Source organism: Sphingomonas faeni (genome assembly GCF_003053745.1).
In the GTDB taxonomy this organism is placed as follows: domain Bacteria; phylum Pseudomonadota; class Alphaproteobacteria; order Sphingomonadales; family Sphingomonadaceae; genus Sphingomonas; species Sphingomonas faeni.
Genome location: NZ_QAYE01000005.1, coordinates 103,014 through 122,482 on the forward strand (window position 1 = coordinate 103,014; position 19,469 = coordinate 122,482).

General features: G+C 66.4%; 19 protein-coding genes. 9 read left to right on the top strand and 10 right to left on the bottom strand.

Features of this window, described 5'->3' with window-relative positions; translation table 11 throughout:
• Window positions 1-111 precede the first annotated feature (111 nt).
• The 5 genes from C8J25_RS10585 to C8J25_RS10605 all read left to right on the top strand — a co-directional run bounded on the left by C8J25_RS10585 (window position 112) and on the right by C8J25_RS10605 (window position 5,143).
• The gene (locus C8J25_RS10585; RefSeq protein ID WP_060527190.1) at window positions 112-666 is read left to right on the top strand and encodes a F0F1 ATP synthase subunit delta; all 555 of its coding nucleotides are present in this window, start codon (window positions 112-114) and stop codon (window positions 664-666) included.
• A gap of 4 nt (window positions 667-670) precedes the next feature.
• Complete coding sequence (atpA, locus tag C8J25_RS10590; RefSeq protein ID WP_055873607.1) at window positions 671-2,200, top strand: F0F1 ATP synthase subunit alpha; 1,530 nt, start codon at window positions 671-673, stop codon at window positions 2,198-2,200.
• Between the two features lie 162 nt (window positions 2,201-2,362).
• Window positions 2,363-3,256, top strand: a complete 894-nt coding sequence (locus C8J25_RS10595; RefSeq protein ID WP_056065178.1) for a F0F1 ATP synthase subunit gamma — start codon at window positions 2,363-2,365, stop codon at window positions 3,254-3,256.
• 17 nt (window positions 3,257-3,273) lie between these two features.
• Window positions 3,274-4,755, top strand: coding sequence for a F0F1 ATP synthase subunit beta (atpD, locus tag C8J25_RS10600; protein WP_056488474.1), 1,482 nt, complete (start codon window positions 3,274-3,276; stop codon window positions 4,753-4,755).
• A gap of 133 nt (window positions 4,756-4,888) precedes the next feature.
• On the top strand, window positions 4,889-5,143 hold the full coding sequence (locus C8J25_RS10605) for an ATP synthase F1 subunit epsilon (RefSeq protein WP_056065173.1): 255 nt from the start codon (window positions 4,889-4,891) through the stop codon (window positions 5,141-5,143).
• 6 nt (window positions 5,144-5,149) lie between these two features.
• On the opposite strand, the gene C8J25_RS10610 is transcribed toward C8J25_RS10605, so the two are convergent.
• The 3 genes from C8J25_RS10610 to C8J25_RS10620 are packed head-to-tail and all read right to left on the bottom strand — an operon-like array spanning window position 5,150 to window position 9,948.
• Window positions 5,150-6,226 carry an acyltransferase family protein gene (locus C8J25_RS10610; protein ID WP_107954408.1) on the bottom strand — a complete coding sequence of 359 codons (1,077 nt, stop codon included), beginning with the start codon at window positions 6,224-6,226 and terminating at the stop codon, window positions 5,150-5,152.
• A 47-nt stretch (window positions 6,227-6,273) separates the two neighbouring features.
• Window positions 6,274-8,445, bottom strand: coding sequence for a primosomal protein N' (locus C8J25_RS10615; protein WP_107954409.1), 2,172 nt, complete (start codon window positions 8,443-8,445; stop codon window positions 6,274-6,276).
• Between the two features lie 42 nt (window positions 8,446-8,487).
• Complete coding sequence (locus C8J25_RS10620; protein WP_107954410.1) at window positions 8,488-9,948, bottom strand: diguanylate cyclase domain-containing protein; 1,461 nt, start codon at window positions 9,946-9,948, stop codon at window positions 8,488-8,490.
• Between the two features lie 61 nt (window positions 9,949-10,009).
• Here C8J25_RS10620 and C8J25_RS10625 point away from each other — a divergent pair, with 61 nt between their 5' ends.
• Window positions 10,010-10,915: a tyrosine recombinase XerC gene (locus C8J25_RS10625; RefSeq protein ID WP_244186986.1), complete on the top strand. Its 906-nt coding sequence runs from the start codon at window positions 10,010-10,012 to the stop codon at window positions 10,913-10,915.
• On the opposite strand, the gene C8J25_RS10630 is transcribed toward C8J25_RS10625, so the two are convergent.
• The 4 genes from C8J25_RS10630 to rsmI form a co-directional block, all read right to left on the bottom strand.
• Complete coding sequence (locus C8J25_RS10630) at window positions 10,912-11,511, bottom strand: DedA family protein (RefSeq protein ID WP_107954412.1); 600 nt, start codon at window positions 11,509-11,511, stop codon at window positions 10,912-10,914. The genes C8J25_RS10625 and C8J25_RS10630 overlap by 4 nt on opposite strands.
• Before the next feature lie 166 nt (window positions 11,512-11,677).
• A complete protein-coding gene (gene gshB, locus C8J25_RS10635; RefSeq protein WP_107954413.1) occupies window positions 11,678-12,631 on the bottom strand; it encodes a glutathione synthase in 954 nt (317 codons plus the stop codon).
• A gap of 64 nt (window positions 12,632-12,695) precedes the next feature.
• Window positions 12,696-13,049 (bottom strand): YraN family protein, encoded by a 354-nt coding sequence (locus C8J25_RS10640; RefSeq protein ID WP_056488495.1) that lies wholly within the window; start codon window positions 13,047-13,049, stop codon window positions 12,696-12,698.
• A gap of 123 nt (window positions 13,050-13,172) precedes the next feature.
• The gene (gene rsmI / locus C8J25_RS10645; RefSeq protein ID WP_107954557.1) at window positions 13,173-14,021 is read right to left on the bottom strand and encodes a 16S rRNA (cytidine(1402)-2'-O)-methyltransferase; all 849 of its coding nucleotides are present in this window, start codon (window positions 14,019-14,021) and stop codon (window positions 13,173-13,175) included.
• Between the two features lie 10 nt (window positions 14,022-14,031).
• On the opposite strand from rsmI, the gene C8J25_RS10650 reads away from it, so the two are divergent.
• Window positions 14,032-15,231: a penicillin-binding protein activator gene (locus C8J25_RS10650; RefSeq protein ID WP_107954558.1), complete on the top strand. Its 1,200-nt coding sequence runs from the start codon at window positions 14,032-14,034 to the stop codon at window positions 15,229-15,231.
• A 60-nt stretch (window positions 15,232-15,291) separates the two neighbouring features.
• Here C8J25_RS10650 and hemW read toward each other — a convergent pair whose 3' ends face one another.
• The gene (gene hemW / locus C8J25_RS10655; protein WP_107954559.1) at window positions 15,292-16,464 is read right to left on the bottom strand and encodes a radical SAM family heme chaperone HemW; all 1,173 of its coding nucleotides are present in this window, start codon (window positions 16,462-16,464) and stop codon (window positions 15,292-15,294) included.
• A 43-nt stretch (window positions 16,465-16,507) separates the two neighbouring features.
• On the opposite strand from hemW, the gene C8J25_RS10660 reads away from it, so the two are divergent.
• A complete protein-coding gene (locus C8J25_RS10660) occupies window positions 16,508-17,065 on the top strand; it encodes a CAP domain-containing protein (RefSeq protein ID WP_107954414.1) in 558 nt (185 codons plus the stop codon).
• Window positions 17,066-17,132: 67 nt separating this feature from the next.
• Window positions 17,133-17,930 carry an EAL domain-containing protein gene (locus tag C8J25_RS10665; protein WP_483009880.1) on the top strand — a complete coding sequence of 266 codons (798 nt, stop codon included), beginning with the start codon at window positions 17,133-17,135 and terminating at the stop codon, window positions 17,928-17,930.
• A 110-nt stretch (window positions 17,931-18,040) separates the two neighbouring features.
• Here C8J25_RS10665 and rdgB read toward each other — a convergent pair whose 3' ends face one another.
• The gene (rdgB, locus tag C8J25_RS10670; protein ID WP_107954416.1) at window positions 18,041-18,676 is read right to left on the bottom strand and encodes an RdgB/HAM1 family non-canonical purine NTP pyrophosphatase; all 636 of its coding nucleotides are present in this window, start codon (window positions 18,674-18,676) and stop codon (window positions 18,041-18,043) included.
• Window positions 18,673-19,389 carry a ribonuclease PH gene (gene rph, locus C8J25_RS10675; protein ID WP_056055360.1) on the bottom strand — a complete coding sequence of 239 codons (717 nt, stop codon included), beginning with the start codon at window positions 19,387-19,389 and terminating at the stop codon, window positions 18,673-18,675. The genes rdgB and rph overlap by 4 nt, the downstream gene beginning before the upstream one ends.
• Between the last annotated feature and the right edge of the window lie 80 nt (window positions 19,390-19,469).

A 19,469-nucleotide genomic window follows, 5' to 3' on the forward strand; every position in this document is an offset into this window, starting at 1 on the left:
GGTTGCCAATCCGACAACCCGATGCTAACCGCGCCGCGTCCCAGGAGAGGTGCTTTCGCGCCCTCTCTTCCTTTGGGTCGGTTATTCGTTGCAGGCGAGGATAGAGGTTCCGTGGAGACATCCGGCGGTATTCAGGCGAGCTTAGGCGGGCGTTATGCGCTGGCCCTGTTCGAACTCGCGCGTGACGCGAAGACGATCGACGCGGTCGAGTCGAGCCTGGCGAACGTGCGCGACGCACTCGCGCAGTCCGAGGACTTCCGCAATCTGACGGTCAGCCCGATGGTCTCGCGCGGTGCCGCCGTGAAGGCGGTCTCCGCGGTCGCCGACGAGCTCGGTGTCGATGCGACCACCAAGAGCTTCCTCGGCGTGCTCGCCGAGAATCACCGGCTCGGCGCGCTGCCGAAGATCATCAAGGCATTCCGGACACTTGCCGCGCAGCATCGCGGCGAGATTGCCGCCGAGGTGACGTCCGCGCATCCGCTGACCGACGAGCAGGTGATCGAGCTGAAGCATCAGCTCCGCCAGCGGGTCGGCCGTGAAGTTTCCGTCGACCTCAGTGTCGACCCATCGTTGCTGGGTGGACTCGTCGTCCGCGTCGGCAGCCAGATGATCGATTCGTCGATCAAGACGCGTCTCAACACTCTCGCGCACGCGATGAAGGGCTAAGCTAATGGATATCCGCGCCGCAGAAATCTCGAAGATCATCAAGGATCAGATCGCCAATTTCGGCACCGAGGCCCAGGTCAGCGAGACCGGCCAGGTGCTGAGCGTCGGCGATGGCATCGCGCGCATCTTCGGCCTCGACAACGTCCAGGCCGGCGAGATGGTCGAATTCTCGAACGGCGTGCAGGGCATGGCGCTCAACCTCGAGGCCGATAACGTCGGCGTCGTGATCTTCGGGAGCGATTCCGAGATCAAGGAAGGCGACATCGTCAAGCGCACCGGCACGATCGTCGACGTGCCGATCGGCAAGGAGCTGCTCGGCCGCGTGGTCGACGGCCTCGGCAACCCGATCGACGGCAAGGGCCCGATCCATACCACCGAGCGCAGCCGCGTCGAAGTGAAGGCACCGGGCATCATCCCGCGCCAGTCGGTCAGCGAGCCGGTCCAGACGGGCCTGAAGGCGATCGACGCACTCGTCCCCGTTGGCCGCGGCCAGCGCGAGCTGATCATCGGCGATCGCCAGACCGGCAAGTCTGCCGTCGCGATCGACGCGTTCATCAACCAGAAGATCGCCAACGCTGGCGACGACGAGTCGAAGAAGCTGTATTGCGTCTATGTCGCGATCGGCCAGAAGCGCTCGACCGTCGCCCAGCTGGTCAAGACGCTCGAAGAGAACGGCGCGATGGAATACACCATCGTCATCGCCGCGACCGCGTCGGACCCTGCACCGCTCCAGTATCTCGCACCGTACACCGGCGTCGCGATGGGCGAGTATTTCCGCGATCGCGGCATGCACGCGCTGATCTGCTACGACGATCTGTCGAAGCAGGCGGTCGCCTATCGCCAGATGTCGCTGCTGCTGCGTCGTCCGCCAGGCCGTGAGGCGTATCCGGGCGACGTGTTCTATCTCCACAGCCGCCTGCTCGAGCGTGCGGCGAAGATGTCGGACGCGAACGGCGGCGGCTCGCTGACCGCGCTGCCGATCATCGAGACGCAGGCGGGCGACGTTTCGGCGTACATCCCGACCAACGTGATCTCGATCACCGACGGCCAGATCTTCCTCGAAACCGACCTGTTCTTCTCGGGCGTGCGTCCGGCGATCAACGTCGGCCTGTCGGTGAGCCGCGTCGGTTCGGCGGCTCAGACTAAGGCGATGAAGAAGGTGTCGGGCTCGATCAAGCTCGAGCTGGCGCAGTACCGCGAGATGGCGGCGTTCGCGCAGTTCGGGTCGGATCTCGATGCGTCGACGCAGAAGCTGCTCAACCGCGGCGCGCGCCTGACCGAGCTGCTGAAGCAGGCACAGTTCTCGCCGCTGCCGTTCGAGGAGCAGACCGTGTCGATCTTCGCCGGCACCAGCGGCTATCTCGACAAGGTGCCGGTCGCCGACGTGACCCGCTACGAGCAGGCGCTGCTGGCCGACATGCGCGCGAACCATGCCGACGTGCTGAAGCTGATCCGCGATACCCGCGATTTGGGTAACGAGGCGAAGGACAAGCTGAAGGCAGCGCTCGAAGCGTTCGCGAAGACTTTCGCCTGATTAACTCCCTCTCCCCTGCGGGGAGAGGGTTGGGGTGAGGGGTTGTACCGGGCGTTGCGCTTTGCAACTGCCCCTCACCCCGACCCTCTCCCCGGCGGGGAGAGGGAGCAGAGCATGTAATCCGACCCTCCTCTGTGAGGAGCGAGGGAGCAGGAAGAGAAGATGGCATCACTTAAGGCCCTCAAGATCCGCATCGGCTCGGTAAAGTCGACGCAGAAGATCACCAAGGCGATGAAGATGGTCGCCGCCGCGAAGCTGCGCCGTGCGCAGGACGCGGCGGTCGCCGGGCGTCCGTATGCCGAGCGTCTCGAAGCGGTAATGGCGAGCCTCGCGGGGCGTGTCGGCATCGCGCCGGGCGCATCGCCGCTGCTCGCGGGCACCGGCAAGGACCAGGTCCACCTGATCGTCATCGCGACGTCGGAGCGCGGCCTCGCGGGTGCGTTCAACACCAACATCGTCCGCGCGGCGCGTCGCAAGGCCGAGGAGCTGATCGCGGCCGGCAAGACCGTGAAGTTCTACGTCGCCGGCAAGAAAGGGCGCGTGATCAAGCGCTTCTTCCCGAACGATATCCTCGCCGATCACGAGATGGGCCAGATCAAGCGGCTAGCGTTCAGCGATGCACAGGAAATCTCCGAAGACCTGATCAAGCGCTTCGGTGAAGGCCAGTTCGACGTCGCACACCTGTTCTACGCCAAGTTCGTGTCGGCGCTGGTGCAGGTCCCGACCGGCATCCAGATCATCCCGATCCCGCTGTCGGCCATCCCCGGCGCGGAAGCCAAGCCTGGTGCGCCCGCCGAAGCCGTGGTCGAGTATGAGCCCGACGAGGAAGCGATCCTTGCCGATCTCCTGCCGCGCAACGTCGCGATCCAGATTTTCCGCGCGCTGCTCGAGAATGCGGCGTCGGAGCAGGGCTCGCGCATGAACGCGATGGACAACGCCACGCGCAATGCCGGCGACATGATCACGCGTCTCTCGATCCAGTATAACCGTACCCGCCAAGCCGCGATCACGACCGAGCTGGTCGAAATCATCTCGGGCGCCGAAGCGCTCAAGTAAGTCCAAGGAAGCAGACAATGGCAACCGCCCCAGAGACCCTCGGAACCACGCTCGCCCCCAAGGCCACCAACAACACCGGCCGCATCTCGCAGGTCATCGGTGCGGTCGTCGACGTGCATTTCCCCGATAATTTGCCCGCCATTCTGTCGGCGCTCGAAACCGACAATAACGGCAACCGACTCGTCCTCGAAGTCGCGCAGCATCTCGGCGAGAACACCGTTCGCACGATCGCCATGGACGCCACCGAGGGTCTGACCCGCGGCCAGACCGTCACCGATACCGGCTCGCAGATCCGCGTGCCGGTCGGCCCGAAGACGCTCGGCCGCATCCTCAACGTTATCGGCGAGCCGATCGACGAGCGTGGTCCGGTCGGCGCAGAGACGACCGCGCCGATCCACGCTTCGGCACCGCTGTTCGTCGACCAGTCGACCGAGAGCGCGATCCTGGTCACCGGCATCAAGGTCATCGATCTGCTCGCGCCGTATGCGAAGGGTGGCAAGATCGGGCTCTTCGGCGGCGCAGGCGTCGGCAAGACCGTGCTGATCCAGGAGCTGATCAACAACATCGCCAAGGGCCATGGCGGCACGTCGGTGTTCGCAGGCGTCGGCGAGCGTACCCGCGAGGGTAACGATCTCTACCACGAGTTCCTCGACGCGGGCGTCATCGCCAAGGATGCCGACGGCAATCCGCAGTCGGAGGGCTCGAAGGTCGCGTTGGTGTTCGGCCAGATGAACGAGCCGCCAGGCGCGCGTGCCCGCGTCGCGCTGTCGGGTCTGACGATCGCCGAGTATTTCCGCGACGTCGAAGGCCAGGACGTGCTGTTCTTCGTCGACAACATCTTCCGCTTCACGCAGGCGGGCGCCGAGGTTTCGGCACTGCTCGGTCGTATTCCGTCGGCCGTGGGCTATCAGCCGACGCTGTCGACCGACATGGGCGCGCTGCAGGAGCGCATCACGTCGACCAACAAGGGGTCGATCACCTCGGTGCAGGCCGTGTACGTTCCCGCAGACGATCTCACCGATCCGGCACCGGCGACGTCGTTCGCGCATCTCGATGCGACGACCAACCTCAACCGCGCGATCTCGGAGCTGGGTATCTACCCGGCGGTCGATCCGCTCGATTCGACCTCGCGTCTGCTCGAGCCACGGGTCGTTGGTCAGGAGCATTACGATACGGCTCGTGCGGTCCAGTCCACCCTGCAGAAGTACAAGTCGCTGCAGGACATCATCGCGATTCTCGGCATGGACGAACTGTCCGAAGAGGATAAGCTCACCGTCCAGCGTGCGCGGAAGATCCAGAAGTTCCTGAGCCAGCCGTTCCACGTCGCCGAGGTCTTCACCGGCATCAGCGGCAAGTTCGTTCAGCTCGAGGACACCGTCCGCTCGTTCAAGGCGGTGGTCGAGGGCGAGTATGATCACCTGCCAGAGGCGGCGTTCTACATGGTCGGCGGCATCGACGAAGCCGTCGCCAAGGCCGAGAAAATGGCTTCCGAGGCTTAAGCTACTACTGCTCCCCCTCCCGCAAGCGGGAGGGGGCTGGGGGGTGGGCACCCGCCCTCCACGTCGCGCGACGCTGTTAGCGCGAGCCCACCCCCGGCCCCTCCCGCATGCGGGAGGGGAGTGAGACCCAGACATGCTGCATTTCGAACTCGTCACGCCAGAAAAGCTCGTCCGCTCGGAGGAGGTCTACATGGTCGTCGTCCCCGGCACCGAAGGCGATTTCGGCGTCCTCGAAGGCCATGCGCCGTTCATGTCGACGGTCCGCGACGGCGGCGTGCAGATCTTCCGCACGCAGAACGGCACCCCCGAGGTCATCGCGATCAAGGGCGGTTTCGCCGAGGTCAACGCCAAGGGCCTGACCGTCCTCGCCGAACACGCCGGCGAGTAACTTCTGTCAGGCGAGCGCCGGTGCTCGCCCGATCGATACTGACGGGCGACGCTGCAACCGCGCCAGCAGCGGTCGCTCGATCCACCGATGCACCACCAATCCCAGCATCGTCGATGCGACGATAAACGCCAGCGCGAACAGATAGGGTGACATGGTTGGGGCATGGCCGCCGACCATCCAGAGCAGTGCGATCAGGCAGGGATGGGTCAGGTACGTCGAATAGGACGCATCGCCCACGCGCGCGATGATCCGTTCGAACCGTCCCTCCGCCGATGTGTCGATCACCCCGACTACCACCAGCGCCCAGGGAATGCCCCACGTCCAGGTCCGCGCGAGGCCCGAGGTACCGGCAACGGCAACTTCGATCTGAAGCGATAGCGGCACGCCTAGTCCGAAGGCGATCCCGACCACCAGCAGCACGGTCCCGATGACGAGCGCAGGCGTCGCATAGCGTGCGCTGATCCCGCTGTGCCAAGCCATCCACACACCCACGCCTAGCACAAATTCGAGCAGGAGCGGGTTCAGCAGCAGCCTCAAAGGCGCCCAGCCGGGATGAACGACGCTGCCGATCAGCGCCAACGCCACCGTGAGGGCCAGCAGCGTTTCGACACGGCGCTGCGGAGCCCGCATGGCAACCGCGACGATGGCGTAGAACGCGAATTCGAATCCGAGCGTCCAGCCGGGATACAGCGCGGGAACATGGTAGCCCGCTCCGTCGAGAACGGGCAGCACGGTGATCGACATCCACGCCGCCGCAACCGTCAACGGGTCGTGCATGATCATCATGTAGACCGCGCTGACGCACGCGAACAACGGTACGATCCGCAGCCATCGCTTCGCCAGGAACCGCCACGAATCAGCGTCCGCGGTCGCCAGCGACTGCGCCATGACGAACCCGCTGATGACGAAGAACAGGTCGACCCCGCTCGCGCCGAACATCGAGAGATTGGGAACCGACGGTACGAACTTGCCGGTCAGTGCGACCGGTCCAGAATCGATCATGTCGGACGCGTGCATCAGCAACACGAGCGTCGCCGCGAGTGCGCGAAGCCATTGGATGGGTGCGATGCGGGATGACGTCATCCGGCACGCATACCGGGCCGAGCGTTAAGGCCGCGTTGCCCGCGCGATCACAGAAAATTATACGGGTCGACGTCCACCGTCACCCGCGCCTTGGATGGCCATTCCAGCTTTCCCAGCCAGTCCCGTATGACGTCCTGCACGTCCAGCGCGCGCCGCGCATGGACGAGCAGTCGGTAGCGATGCCGGCCGCGCAGCATCGCCAGCGGGGCGGGGGCGGGGCCGTATACGTGCATGCCGTCAACTTCGGGCGCACTGCGACCGACGAGCTTGGCGGTCTCGTGCGCGCAGGACTGGTCCTCCGACGACACGACGATCGCCGCGTACCGACCGAACGGCGGCGCGCCCGCGTCCTTCCGCGCGTCCGTCTCCGCGGCGTAGAACGCGTCGGCATCGCCGGTGATCAGCGCCTGCATGACCTGAGCGCCGGGGCTATGCGTCTGGATGAACACGTGCCCCGGCTTTTCGCCACGCCCGGCGCGTCCCGACACCTGCCGGATCTGCTGGAACGTTCGCTCCGCAGCCCGCAGATCGCCGCCGTCGAGGCCGAGATCCGCATCGACCACGCCGACCAGGGTGAGGTTCGGAAAGTGATAGCCCTTGGTCACGAGCTGCGTGCCGACGACGATGTCGATATCGCCGGCTTCCATCCGCCCGACGAACTCCGCCGCCTTGGCCGGTGACCAGATCGTGTCCGATGTGACGACGGCCGTCTTCGCCTCGGGGAACAGCGCCGTTACCTCGTCGGCGATTCGTTCGACCCCGGGTCCGCAGGCGACCAGCGTGTCCTCACCCTTGCACTCGGGACACACGCGCCGCGTCGGCTCGGCATGCCCGCAATGGTGGCACGCCAGGCGGCGCGTCAGGCGGTGCTCGACCATCCAGGCGGTGCAGTTTGGACATTGGAACCGGTGCCCGCACGTCCGGCACAGCGTCAGCGGCGCGTAGCCCCGCCGGTTGAGGAACAGCAGCGATTGCTCGCGCCGTTCCAGCGTCTCCTGCATCGCCTTCACCAGTCGGGGGGCCAGCCAGCGCCCACGCTCGGGCGGCTCCTTGATCAGGTCGATCGGCTCGATCGTCGGCATCTCCGCCGCGCCGAACCGGCCGGGCAGCTTCAGCTCCGCATAGCGCCCGGTCGCGACCTGTTGCCGAGTCTCGATCGCCGGCGTCGCGGACGCGAGGATGACCGGGCAGCCCTCGAACTTGCCGCGCATCACGGCGACATCGCGTGCGTGATAATGCACGCCCTCTTCCTGCTTGAAGCTGGTCTCGTGCGCCTCGTCGACGACGATCAGCCCGAGGTCGCGGTAGGGCAGGAACAGCGCTGAGCGCGCCCCGACCGTCACCAATGCCTCGCCGCTCGCGATCGCCCGCCATGCCCGTCGTCGCTGGGTCGAGCGAAGCCCGGAATGCCACGCGATCGGCTCGCAGCCGAAGCGGTCGTGGAAGCGCTTCAGGAACGGCTCGGTCAGCGCGATCTCGGGGAGCAGGACGAGCGTCTGGCGGCCGTCGCGGATCGCCTGGGCCACCGCCTCGAAATACACCTCGGTCTTCCCCGAGCCCGTAACGCCGTCGAGCAACGTCGGGTGGAACGCGTGCTCTGCGACGCCAGCGACCAGGACATCGGCTGCTGCCCGCTGGTCCTCTGACAAAGTCGGCTCATGATGCTGCGGATCGGGCACGGGGTAGGGGACGTCGATGCTGACCTCGACCGCCTCGATCGCGCCGACCTTCACCAACCCGCGGATCACCGCGTCGCTGACCTCCGCCAGCGTTGCCAGTTCGCGGATCAGGCCCTGGCGATCACCGATCCGCTCCAGGGCCTGCTCACGCTGTGGCGTCAGGCGAGGGGGCACGACCCCGGTAGAACGATACTCGACAGCGGTTCGCGCACCCTCCAACGCCGAGGTCGACGCCAGCGTCATCCGCAACACCGAAGCCGCGGGCGCGAGGTAATAATCGGCGGTCCACTCGACCAGCCGCCGCAACGGTGCCCCCAAAGGTGGGACGTCCGCGACCGCGAGCAGATTGCGCAACCGGTTGTCACCGACCTCCGCATCGGACGGCATCCGTTCGGCTTCCCACACCACGCCGAGCAATTGGCGCGGCCCGAGCGGTGCGACGACGACCGAGCCGGGCTCGACGCTCATGCCCGCCGGCACGCGGTAGTCGAGCGGCCCGAGGGCGGCGTTGAGGATCAGGACACGGGCGCGGGATGACATCGTGTCGGTATATGGGGGCGGATCGACTCCGCGTGAACCGCTTTACGCAGCGCTTCGGCGATCGGATCGTCGGCGTTCGCCTACCCGCGCACGCTTGGCCTGGTACAGCACCGTGTCCACGCGGTGGACGAAGTCGCGGATCGAGTGGCAATCAGGCGTTAGTGCGGCGATCCCGACCGTGCCGGCGCTGACCATCGCTAATCCGTTCATGGAAATGGGAAACCGCAGCGATTCCTCCAGCCGCGCACAGATTCGTGCGGGTGTCGCGGCGAGCACTGGATCTTCGATCAGCACGGCAAACTCGTCGCCACCGAGCCGCGCGACGAAGCTGCCCATCAACCACTGCGCCTGGAGTTCCCGCCCAACGCCGCGCAGCACGTCGTCGCCGGCGGTATGCCCAAGCGTATCGTTGATCGCCTTGAAGCCATCGAGATCGACCAGTGCCAGCAACAGCGGCGTTCCCTCGGCATGCGCGCGGGATATCGCCCGATCGAGCACGCGATCGAACGCCGCACGGTTGGCGATCCCGGTCAGCGAATCGGTATCGGCGGTCCGTCGCAACGTCGTTTCAAGCGCATGGCGCTCTGTGACATCCTGAAATACCCCGACAAACCCAACGGCCTTGTTGTTGTCGATCTCAAGTTCGCCCAGCACGCGAACGCGACGCGGTTCATCCTTTGCTGTCAGGAAGTCTACCTCGATATCGAACGGCCTACCTGTTTCCAATGTCGAGGCCATCGAGGCGTTCAGCTCGTCCCTCGCGTGCGGTGGATAAAAGCCCATCGCGATTTCCATTTCTGGCACGGGACCAACGGGCAGGCCGTAGATGTGGAACACGCCGTCCGACCAAGCCATCTCCTGATGATCGAGCGAGGCTTGCCAAGACCCCATCGCAGCCATCCGTTCAGCCTGACGGAAAATCCGGTCCTGGCGTTCGAGCGCCGCGGCTTGCCGGTCGGCGGTGGTGGCGATCGCAATCGCCTGATTCGCGGCGGAGCGCGCCGCGATCGCCGTTTCCGCTAGCGTTGCCAGATGCATCAGCGCGCGGCGGCCGGCATCGTTCAGACTGCGCGGCGCCGTATCGATGACGCATATCGTGCCGATCGCATGACGCTCACCCCGGCCATCGATCGCATGGATCGCCGCACCTGCATAAAAGCGAGCGCCCCGCTCGGCCATCACCAGCGGGTTCATGGCAAATCGCGAATCGACGTCGAGGTCGTCGATGACGAGCGGATCGTCGTTCTGGATCGTGTAGGCGCACATACCGATATCGCGGCTGATTTCGCCGCGTTCGCCGCCGGTTGCGGCCTTGATCCATAGTCGATCGCTGTCGACCAGGGTCATCAGCGCGATCGGACACCCAAGCATTTCTGCCGCCAGCGCGACGAGCGCATCGAATTCGCGTTCCGGCTCGCTGTCGAGCAAGGCCAGTGCGTGAAGCGCGGCCACGCGCCGCTTTTCGTCGGCGAAGGACTCGGACTGGAAATCGGTAGCGGACATGGCACTGACTATCGCGATGGGGTTAATTTTCTTTGCCGAGGGAACGCGTTACTGTGCTTCTATGGATAATACGGAAACGGTGCCACCGTCTATGCTTTGGGCGAACCACCTCGCCCGCGACCGTCGGCGATCGGTGCACACGGTGCGGGCCTACCAGGCATCGGCGGAGCGGCTGACGGCGTTCCTGGTCGGGCATTGGGGCGAGCGGATCACGCGCGGGGCGCTGGCGCGGGTGACGGCGACGGACCTGCGGGCGTATCTGGCGCAGCGTCGCGAGGCGGGGTTGGGCAATGCATCCGCGGCGCGCGAATTGTCGGCGGTGCGGGGGTTTCTCGCCTGGGCGAACGAAGGCGCGGAGCAGCCGCGGATGCGCGGGCCGCGCGTGAAGGCGGGCGTGCCGCGGCCGATCTCGCCGGCCGAGGCGGTCGCATTGGCGGAGGAGGTGGCCGACGATGCGGCCGAGCCGTGGATCGGCGCGCGCGACTGGGCGGTGCTGATGCTACTGTACGGCGCAGGATTGCGCATCGGCGAGGCGCTGACGTTGCGGGGCGATATCCTGCCGCTCGGCGATACGATCCGGGTGACGGGCAAGCGGGCCAAGACGCGCGTGGTGCCCTTGTTACCGCAGGTGCGTACGGCGATCGAAGCATATGTCGCGCAGACACCATGGCCGGTTACGCGCGGCGAACCACTGTTTCGCGGGGCGAAGGGCGGGGCGTTGTCGCCGGTGATGATCCGCCGGGCGGTGCAGTCGGCGCGGACGCGGTTAGGGCTGGGCGATCGGACGACGCCGCATGCTCTGCGCCACAGTTTCGCAACGCATCTGCTGGGGCGGGGGGCGGATTTGCGCGCGCTCCAGGAGTTGCTCGGGCATGCGAGCCTGAGTTCGACGCAGGTCTATACGCAGGTCGATGCCGCGCATCTGATGGACGTGTACCGCAACGCCCACCCGCATGGCGGCGTCTAGCCCTTCGGCTTCCAGGTCAGCACACGCCATCCATAGCCGATGATGATCACCACGAACGTCGCCACTGCGACCGGCCCGACATAGCGGTCGAGTTCCTCGAAGTGCGAGCCCAGAAGGATGCCCGCATAGGTGAGCACGGTGTTCCAGATCGCGCTGCCTGCCGCGGTCCAGATCACGAACTGCCAGATCGGCATCCGCGTCATCCCCGCGGGCAGCGAGATGACGGTGCGGAAGGTCGGCATGAACCGGAATACGAAGATCACCCAGCCGCCGCGCTTCATGAAGAAGCGGTGGATCTTCTCGACGTCGGACCATTCCATCGTCAGCCAGCGCCCGTTGCGCTCGATGAACGGGCGGAAGCGTTCGTAGCCGATGTTACGGCCGATATAATACCAGAAGTAGTTGCCGACGACCGAGCCCGCGGTGCCCCAGGCGATCAGCGGCACGACGCTCATGTGGCCGCGCGCGACGGCCATGCCGCCGAGCCCCATGATGACTTCGGACGGCACCGGCGGCACGATATTCTCGAGCGCCATCAACAGGAAGATACCGAAATATCCGCCCCAGGCGATGAGATCGAGGATGAATTCGGTCATGGGTATCACATACTGCCGGGATGCCGGATGTGTTCCACCGACATCACACCACCCCGGCGAAGGCCGGGGCCCAATTGGGGGACGGTCATGACGGAGGACGGCGCTCCGTGACCGCGACCTTTCCAATTGGGCCCCGGCCTCCGCCGGGGTGGTATCTTCGCTCCAGTTACCGAGCCGCCACCTTCGCCTCGATCGCATCCCAGATCATGCCGGCGACATCGGTCCCATCGAAGTTCGAGATCGTGACGATCCCGGTCGGCGACGTGACGTTGATCTCGGTCAGCCACGTGCCACCGATCACGTCGATCCCAACAAACAACAGCCCGCGCTTCTTCAGTTCAGGCCCGAGCACTGCGCAGATCTCGCGCTCCTTGTCGGTCAGCACCGACTTCTCCGCCGAGCCGCCAACCGCGAGGTTCGAGCGGATCTCGCCTTCGCCGGGCAACCGGTTGATCGCGCCCGCGACCTCGCCGTCGATCAGCACGATGCGCTTGTCGCCCTTCGCCACGTCGGGGAGGAACGCCTGGACCATGTGCGGCTCGCGCCACGTCATGTTGAAGACCTCCATCAGCGCCGACAGATTGGCGCCGTCAGACTCGACCTTGAAGATCGCCTTGCCGCCATTGCCGTGCAGCGGCTTGATCACGATCGCGCCGTGCTCCGCGAGAAACTTCCGCGCCTCGTCGAGCGAGCGGGTCACCAGCGTCGGCGGCATGAACTGCGGATAGTCGAGCACGAAGACCTTCTCGGGCGCGTTCCGCACCTGCGCGGGATCGTTGACGACGAGCGTCTTGTCCGCGATCCGCTCGAGCAGGTGCGTCGCGGTGATATAGCCGAGATCGAACGGGGGATCCTGACGCATGAGGACCACGTCGGCCTCGTCGCCGAGATCGAGGTTCACGGGTTCGCCGACGCTGAAGTGATCGCCGACGACGCGCTGCACGGTGACCGGGTGCGCCTTCGCCCAGACGCGGCCGTCACGGTAGTTCAGGTCCTCGGCCGAGTAATGGAAGAGCGTATGGCCACGGTCCTGCGCGGACAACATCAGCGCGAAGGTCGAATCGCCGGCGATGTTGATGCTGTCGAGCGGGTCCATCTGGACGGCGACGGTGAGGCTCATGCGTCTTCCTTCTGTTCGGTCGAGCGCATGTAGGCGCGGGCGGGCGCGAAGTCACCGGGCGGCGTCATCCGATCCAGGCATTCTCGATATGGCGCGGGCGCGTGCCGGGGGCGAGCAGGATGACGTCGACGCGGATATCGTCGCCGGGGCCGGCATAGCGCGGCATCAGATATTCCGCGGCTGCGGCGACGCGCGCGAGGCGACGCTCGTCGATCGCGAAGTCGAGTTCGGCGGCGGTCGCGCGGGTTTTTACCTCGACGAAGGCGACGAGGTTTCCCTTTCGAGCGACGAGGTCGACTTCGCCGGCGGGGGTGCGGACGCGGCGGTCGAGAATGCTCCAGCCCTTGAGGCGCAGCCACCACCCCGCCAGCCGCTCGCCGCGACGACCCGCGATCTCGGCGGAGCGACGGTCACGCATCCCTGCTCCCATCCCTGAAAGGGAGGGGTTGGGGGTGGGTAGGCTGCTGGGATTCGGGACCGCCAGCCAATCGGCCGACCCACCCCCGGCCCCTCCCTTCCAGGGAGGGGGGAAGAAGGGCGGTCACCCTTTCTCCGCCTTCAATTCCAGCGCCCGCGCGTAGAGGGCTTTGCGGTCGAGCCCGAGCTTCTTCGCCACCTCGCTCGCAGCCTGCCCGGTGGACAGTCGCGTCAACGCCTCGACCAGCGCCGCGTCACCGTCCTCCGCACTCGCCGGCGGCGCCTCGCCCGGCGGTGCGACGACGATCACGATCTCCCCCCGCGGCGGCGCATCCGCGTAGCGCGCGGCGAGCGTCGAGAGTGTCCCCGTCACCGCCTCCTCGAACTTCTTGCTGATCTCGCGCGTCACCGCCGCCTCGCGGTCGCCGAGTCCCTCGGCCAGCGCGGCAAGACATGCGCCCAGTCGCGGCCCCGATTCATACATCACCAGCGTCGCACGGATCGTCGCAATCTCCGCGATCGCCTCCGCTCGCGCGTGCATCTTCGACGGCAGGAAGCCCACGAACAGGAAGCGGTCGGTCGGCAGCCCCGCCAGCGTCAGCGCCGCCACCGCCGCACACGGCCCTGGAATCGTCACCACCAGATGCCCCGCCGCCCGCGCGTCACGCACCAGCTTGAACCCGGGGTCCGATATCAACGGCGTCCCCGCATCCGACACCAGCGCCACCGCCTGCGTCGCCATCCGCGCGATCAGCGCCGGGCGCACGCCCTCCGCGCTATGGTCATGATACGGCACCATCGGCGTCTTCGTGCCGATGTGGCGGAGCAAGCCGGCGGTCACGCGGCTGTCCTCGACCGCGATCACGTCGGCGCGGCGGAGGATGTCGGCGGCGCGCGGCGACAGATCGCCAAGATTGCCGATCGGGGTCGCGACGATGTAGAGGCCGGGATCGAGAAGAGTTTCAGGGTTCATGGGGACGGTCATGGCAGACGCGACGACGATACGGCAACCACGCGCATTCATACGCTGGGCCACCCTCACGGCCGCATGTTTGCTCGGCGCGTGCCAGACGATCGTCCCACGCGGCCCCGTCGAGCCGACGCAGCAGCGCCCGACCACGCGCCCCGTCGATCGGCCCGAGATCGGCGTCGAGACCGGCATTCCTCGCGATGCCGAGCGCAATCGCGTCGCGCTGCTCGTGCCGCTGTCGGGTAGCAACGCGGGCGTCGGTACCTCGATCGCCAACGCGACGATGCTGGCCTTGCTCGACACGCAGAACCAGCGTGTCCGGATCACCAACTACGACACTGCGACCGGTGCCGCCGCCGCCGCGCAGCGTGCGATCGCCGAGGGTGCGCAGCTGATCCTCGGGCCGCTGCTCGCCGACGACGTCCGTGCGGTCGCGCCGATCGCGCGCGCCGCTAACATCCCGGTGCTGAGCTTCTCCAACGATCTCGGCGTGGCGGGCAACGGCGCATACCTGATGGGCTATGTCCCGACCCAGTCGATCGCGCGCGTCGTCGATTTCGCCAAGGAGCGCGGCGTCAGCAACTTCGCCGGCTTGGTCCCCAACGGGCTTTACGGCGAGCGTGCCTCCACCGCGCTCCTCCGCGCGGTAGAGGGGGCGGGCGGTCAGGTCGTCTCGCTCCAGACCTACGCGCGCGGTCCGGGTGGCATTTCCGGTGCGGTCACGCGGCTCGCGGCGAAGGCCCCTTATGACGCGGTCCTGATCGCCGATGGCGGCGCCACCGCAGCCTCGGCAGCGGCGATGGTCAAGCGCGGGAGCGGCGCATCGACGCGTATCCTCGGCACCGAACTCTGGAATTCGGACACCGCGATCGCCGCGAAGGCAGCGCTCAACGGCGCCTGGTATGCGAGCGTTTCGGACACGCTGTATCGCCAATATGCCGCCAAATATCGCGCGCGGTTCGGGGCAGGGCCGTACCGCCTGTCTAGCCTCGGCTATGATTCGGTCCTGTTGACGGTCCGCATCGCACGCGACTGGAAGCCGGGGACGCCGTTCCCGGTCAATAGCCTGCGCGACGGCGATGGCTTCGCCGGCATCGACGGTGCCTTCCGCTTCGGCAAGGACAGCGTCGCCGAGCGCGCGCTCGAGGTGAAGGAAATTCGTGGCGGTACGACCACGGTGGTCTCGCCCGCACCGGCCGGGTTCGGAAAGTAAGCTTGTTCACCCGCGAAGGCGGGTGCCCAGACTGGGCACCCGCCTTCGCGGGTGAACAAATTAGGCGGTGACGATCTCAGGCAGGATCGCGTCGAGGAGTAGGGCGCCGGCTTCGGTAACCCGCAGGCGCCCCGGCGTGTGTGCGATCAGCCCCAGCGCCTCAAGCCGAGCCACCGCCGCCAGATCGACCGGTACCACACCCGCATTAAGCGCGGTGATCCGGTCGAGATCGACGCCTTCCGCCAACCGCAGCCCCATCAGCAAAGCCTCGGTCGCCCGCGTTGACGGGGACAGCGGGTCCTCCACCTCCATGCCGTGGCCGTTCCGCTCGATCGCCGACAGCCAGTTCTCCGGCTTCTTCCGCCGCACCGTCGCCAGCCCGCCGCGCCGTCCATGCGCGCCCGGCCCGATCCCTGCGTAATCCTGGTACCGCCAGTAAGCGAGGTTATGCCGGCTCTCCGATCCCGGCCGTGCATGGTTCGATGTCTCGTACGCCGGCAACCCCGCCGCGGCGGTATCCGCCCGAGTCGCCTCGAACAGATCGGCCGCCGAATCACCGTCGGGGATCACGATTCGCCCCGCCAGCGCCTCGGTCGCGAACCGCGTGCCGGCCTCGATCGTGAGTTGGTACAGCGACAGATGTTCCGTCCCGAGGCTTAGCGCACGCGCAAGTTCCGCGCGCCAGTCATCGAGCCGCTGCCCTGGCAATGCATAGATCAGGTCGAAACTTACCCGTTGAAACACGCTCTGCGCAGTCGCCAGCGCAGCCTGCCCCTCGTTCACGTCATGCGCGCGCCCCAAAAACTTCAGCGCCTGATCGTCGAGCGACTGCAACCCCAGCGACACCCGGTTCACGCCAGCACGCGCCAGATCGGCAAACCGCGCCGCCTCGACCGAAGACGGATTCGCCTCCAGCGTGATCTCGATTCCCTCGGCGAACCCCCAGGCCTTCTCCGCCGCATCCAGCACCGCCGCGACGGTCGACGGCGGCATCAGCGACGGCGTGCCCCCTCCAAAGAAGATCGACTGCAACTTCCGGCCAGGCAACACCCGCGCCTCATGCGCGAGGTCGGTGAGCAGCGCCTCGCGCCAGGCCGCCTGGTCCACCTCCTCGCGAACATGGCTGTTGAAGTCACAATACGGGCATTTCGACACGCAGAACGGCCAGTGGACGTACAGCGCGAGGTCGCCCGGGGAATCGGAGCGGGGGCTTGGTGTTTCGAAGACGGGCATTATCTCGCGCATATGGTCGCACGGGGCGGCCGAAGGAAGCGCAATGACGGCACGGATGGGTTTGGCGATCGCCGGGGCGCTTTTGCTGGCGGGCTGCGCGCAGGGCCCCGAGCGTGTCGTCGAGCCGCGCGAATCGATGGCGCCGGCACCGCGCGGTGCGAGCCTGCTTAAGACCACGATGATGGACGGCCACAATGCCGCACGCGCCGCCGTCGGCGTGGCGCCGCTTACCTGGAGCGATACGCTGGCGGCTACCGCGCGCGCCTATGCCGAGGAGATGGCGCGGACCGGCAAATTCGCGCACGCCCCGCAACCGCAGGGCATGTCGCGCGAAGGCGAAAACCTGTGGACCGGCACGCGCTATGCCTATGCCTACACCGAGATGATGGGGCACTGGGTCGCCGAGAAGCGCGATTTCATCAATATGCCGACCCCCGGATTCAGCCGCACCGGCAATTTCGAGGACGTCGCGCACTATACGCAGATCGTCTGGCGCGGCTCGACGCAGGTCGGCTGCGCGATGGCGAGCAACAAGACCGACGACTATCTGGTGTGCCGCTACTCGCCGCCCGGCAACGTATTTGGCGAGCGCGCCTATTGACCTGGAGCAAGCTGGCAGACCCACATTGGTCGCACTTTCTTAAGCGATCGTCGGCTAACCTGTTTTAATGATACCAGTATCCAAACCCGATGGCGTTCGGCCCGGTGGCTGTGTCGGATGCCGTGATGGTGCCGGCCTGTCGTTTGCCTTCTCGATGGCGTTCCAGCCGATCGTCGACGTCGAGACCGAGACCGTCTTCGCCTACGAAGCGCTCGTGCGTGGTCCCGAGGGTCAGTCGGCGGCGAGCGTCTTGTCGCAGGTCGATGGCGCGAATCTGTACGCGTTCGACCAGCAATGCCGGGTGCGCGCGATCGAGGCTTCGGTGAAGGCCGGGCTGCTCGATACGCCCGCCCGACTGTCGATCAACTTCCTCCCGAACGCGGTCTATTCGCCGGCCGCGTGCATCCAGTTGACGCTCAAGACCGCGGGCGCCGTCGGGATGCCGACCGATCGCCTCATCTTCGAGTTCACCGAGAACGAGGAGATGCTCGACCCCGCGCATGTCGCGAACATCATCGCGACGTATCAGAAGATGGGTTTCGGCACCGCGCTCGACGATTTCGGTGCAGGGCATGCCGGATTGAACCTGCTCGCGCGGTTCCAGCCGGACATCATCAAGCTCGACATGGAGCTGATTCGCGACATCGATACGAGCCTGCCGCGGCGGATGATCGTCGAGGGTATGCTGCGGATGTGCACCGCGCTGGGGATCACGGTGATTGCCGAGGGGGTGGAGACGCTTGGCGAATTCGAGGCGCTGCGTGGTTTGGGCGTACGGTATATCCAAGGGTATTTCCTGGCGAAACCGGCGTTCGAAGCGCTGCCTGCGGTGACGTGGCCCGAGAAGCAACTGATCGCGGTTTAAACAGGGTCAGCCCCTATCGTTCTCCCGCGAAGGCGGGAGCCCAGGTTCACGAGCGGGACATTCGTGGCTCCTGGCCCCCCGCTTTCGCGGGGGAACGGGAAGTAAGTCTCTCAGAACACTGCGGCTTCCAGCAACTTGAACGCCTCGTTCCGATGGCTGATCGCGTTCTTCGTCTCGTGCGGCAGTTCGGCATAGGTCTGGTCGTAGCCCAGCGGCACAAACACCGGATCATACCCGAACCCGACATTCCCACGCGGCGGCCAGACGAGCGTCCCCTCGGCACGCCCCTCGAACCATTCGACATGACCGTCCGGCCAAGCCAGCGCCAGCACGCTAACGAAATGCGCGCCGCGCGTCGCATCCGGCCCCTTGGCGATGACCGCGTCCTCGACCTTCTGCATCGCCATGTTCCAGTCGCGACCGTTCGGGGTCTCCGCCCAGTCGGCGGTGTAGACGCCCGGATCGCCGTTCAGCGCGTCGACGCACAGCCCGCTATCGTCCGCGAGGGCGGGGTAGCCCGACAGGTCGGCGGCCGAGCGCGCCTTCAGCTCGGCGTTCGCGAAGAAGGTCGTGCCCGTCTCGACGGGCTCCGGCAGGTCGAGCTCGGCGGCGGAGACGACTTCGAGCCCCCGCCCTTCGAGCAAGGCAGCGATCTCGCGAACCTTGCCCTTGTTGTGGCTGGCGATGACCAGCTTGCCGGGAGCGAGCTTGCGGATCGCCTGCGGTTCCTTGCCTTCGCCGCTCACTTGGCGACAGCCTTGGCTTGCGCCGCGAAGATGTCGGTGCAGCCGATCCGCGCGAGGCGGAGCAGGCGAAGCAGCGCCTCCTCGTCATAGGTCGCGCCCTCGGCGGTCGCCTGCGCCTCGGCGATGTTGCCGTTTTCGAGCAGTACGAAGTTCGCATCCGCATCCGCGCCCGAATCCTCGATATAGTCGAGGTCGAGCACCGGATTGCCCTGGTAGATGCCGCAGCTGATCGCCGCGACCTTCTGCGTCAGCGGGTCGGCGGTCAGCTTGCCGCTCGCGAGCAGGCCGTCGATCGCGAGCCGCAGCGCGACCCAGCCGCCCGAGATCGACGCGGTGCGCGTGCCGCCATCCGCCTGGATCACGTCGCAGTCGATCACGATCTGGCGCTCGCCGAGCAGCTTCAGGTCGACGACCGCGCGAAGCGAACGCCCGATCAGCCGCTGAATTTCCTGCGTGCGCCCCGACTGCTTGCCCTTGGCGGCCTCGCGGTTGTTGCGCGTGTTGGTGGCGCGCGGGAGCATGCCGTATTCCGCTGTCACCCAGCCTTCGCCCTTGCCGCGCATGAACGGCGGGACCTTCTCCTCGACGCTGGCGGTGACGAGCACTTTCGTGTCGCCGAAGCCGATCAGGACGGAGCCTTCGGCATGCTTGGTGAAGCGCGGCTCGATCGTGATCGCACGCATCTGGTCTGGGGCGCGGCCGGATGGGCGCATAGTCTTATCCTAACGGGAGTGAGTGGTTGCCCGCTGCCTAGCCTTTCGTTTGGTCGCTCGCCAGCCCAACCACCGCCGTC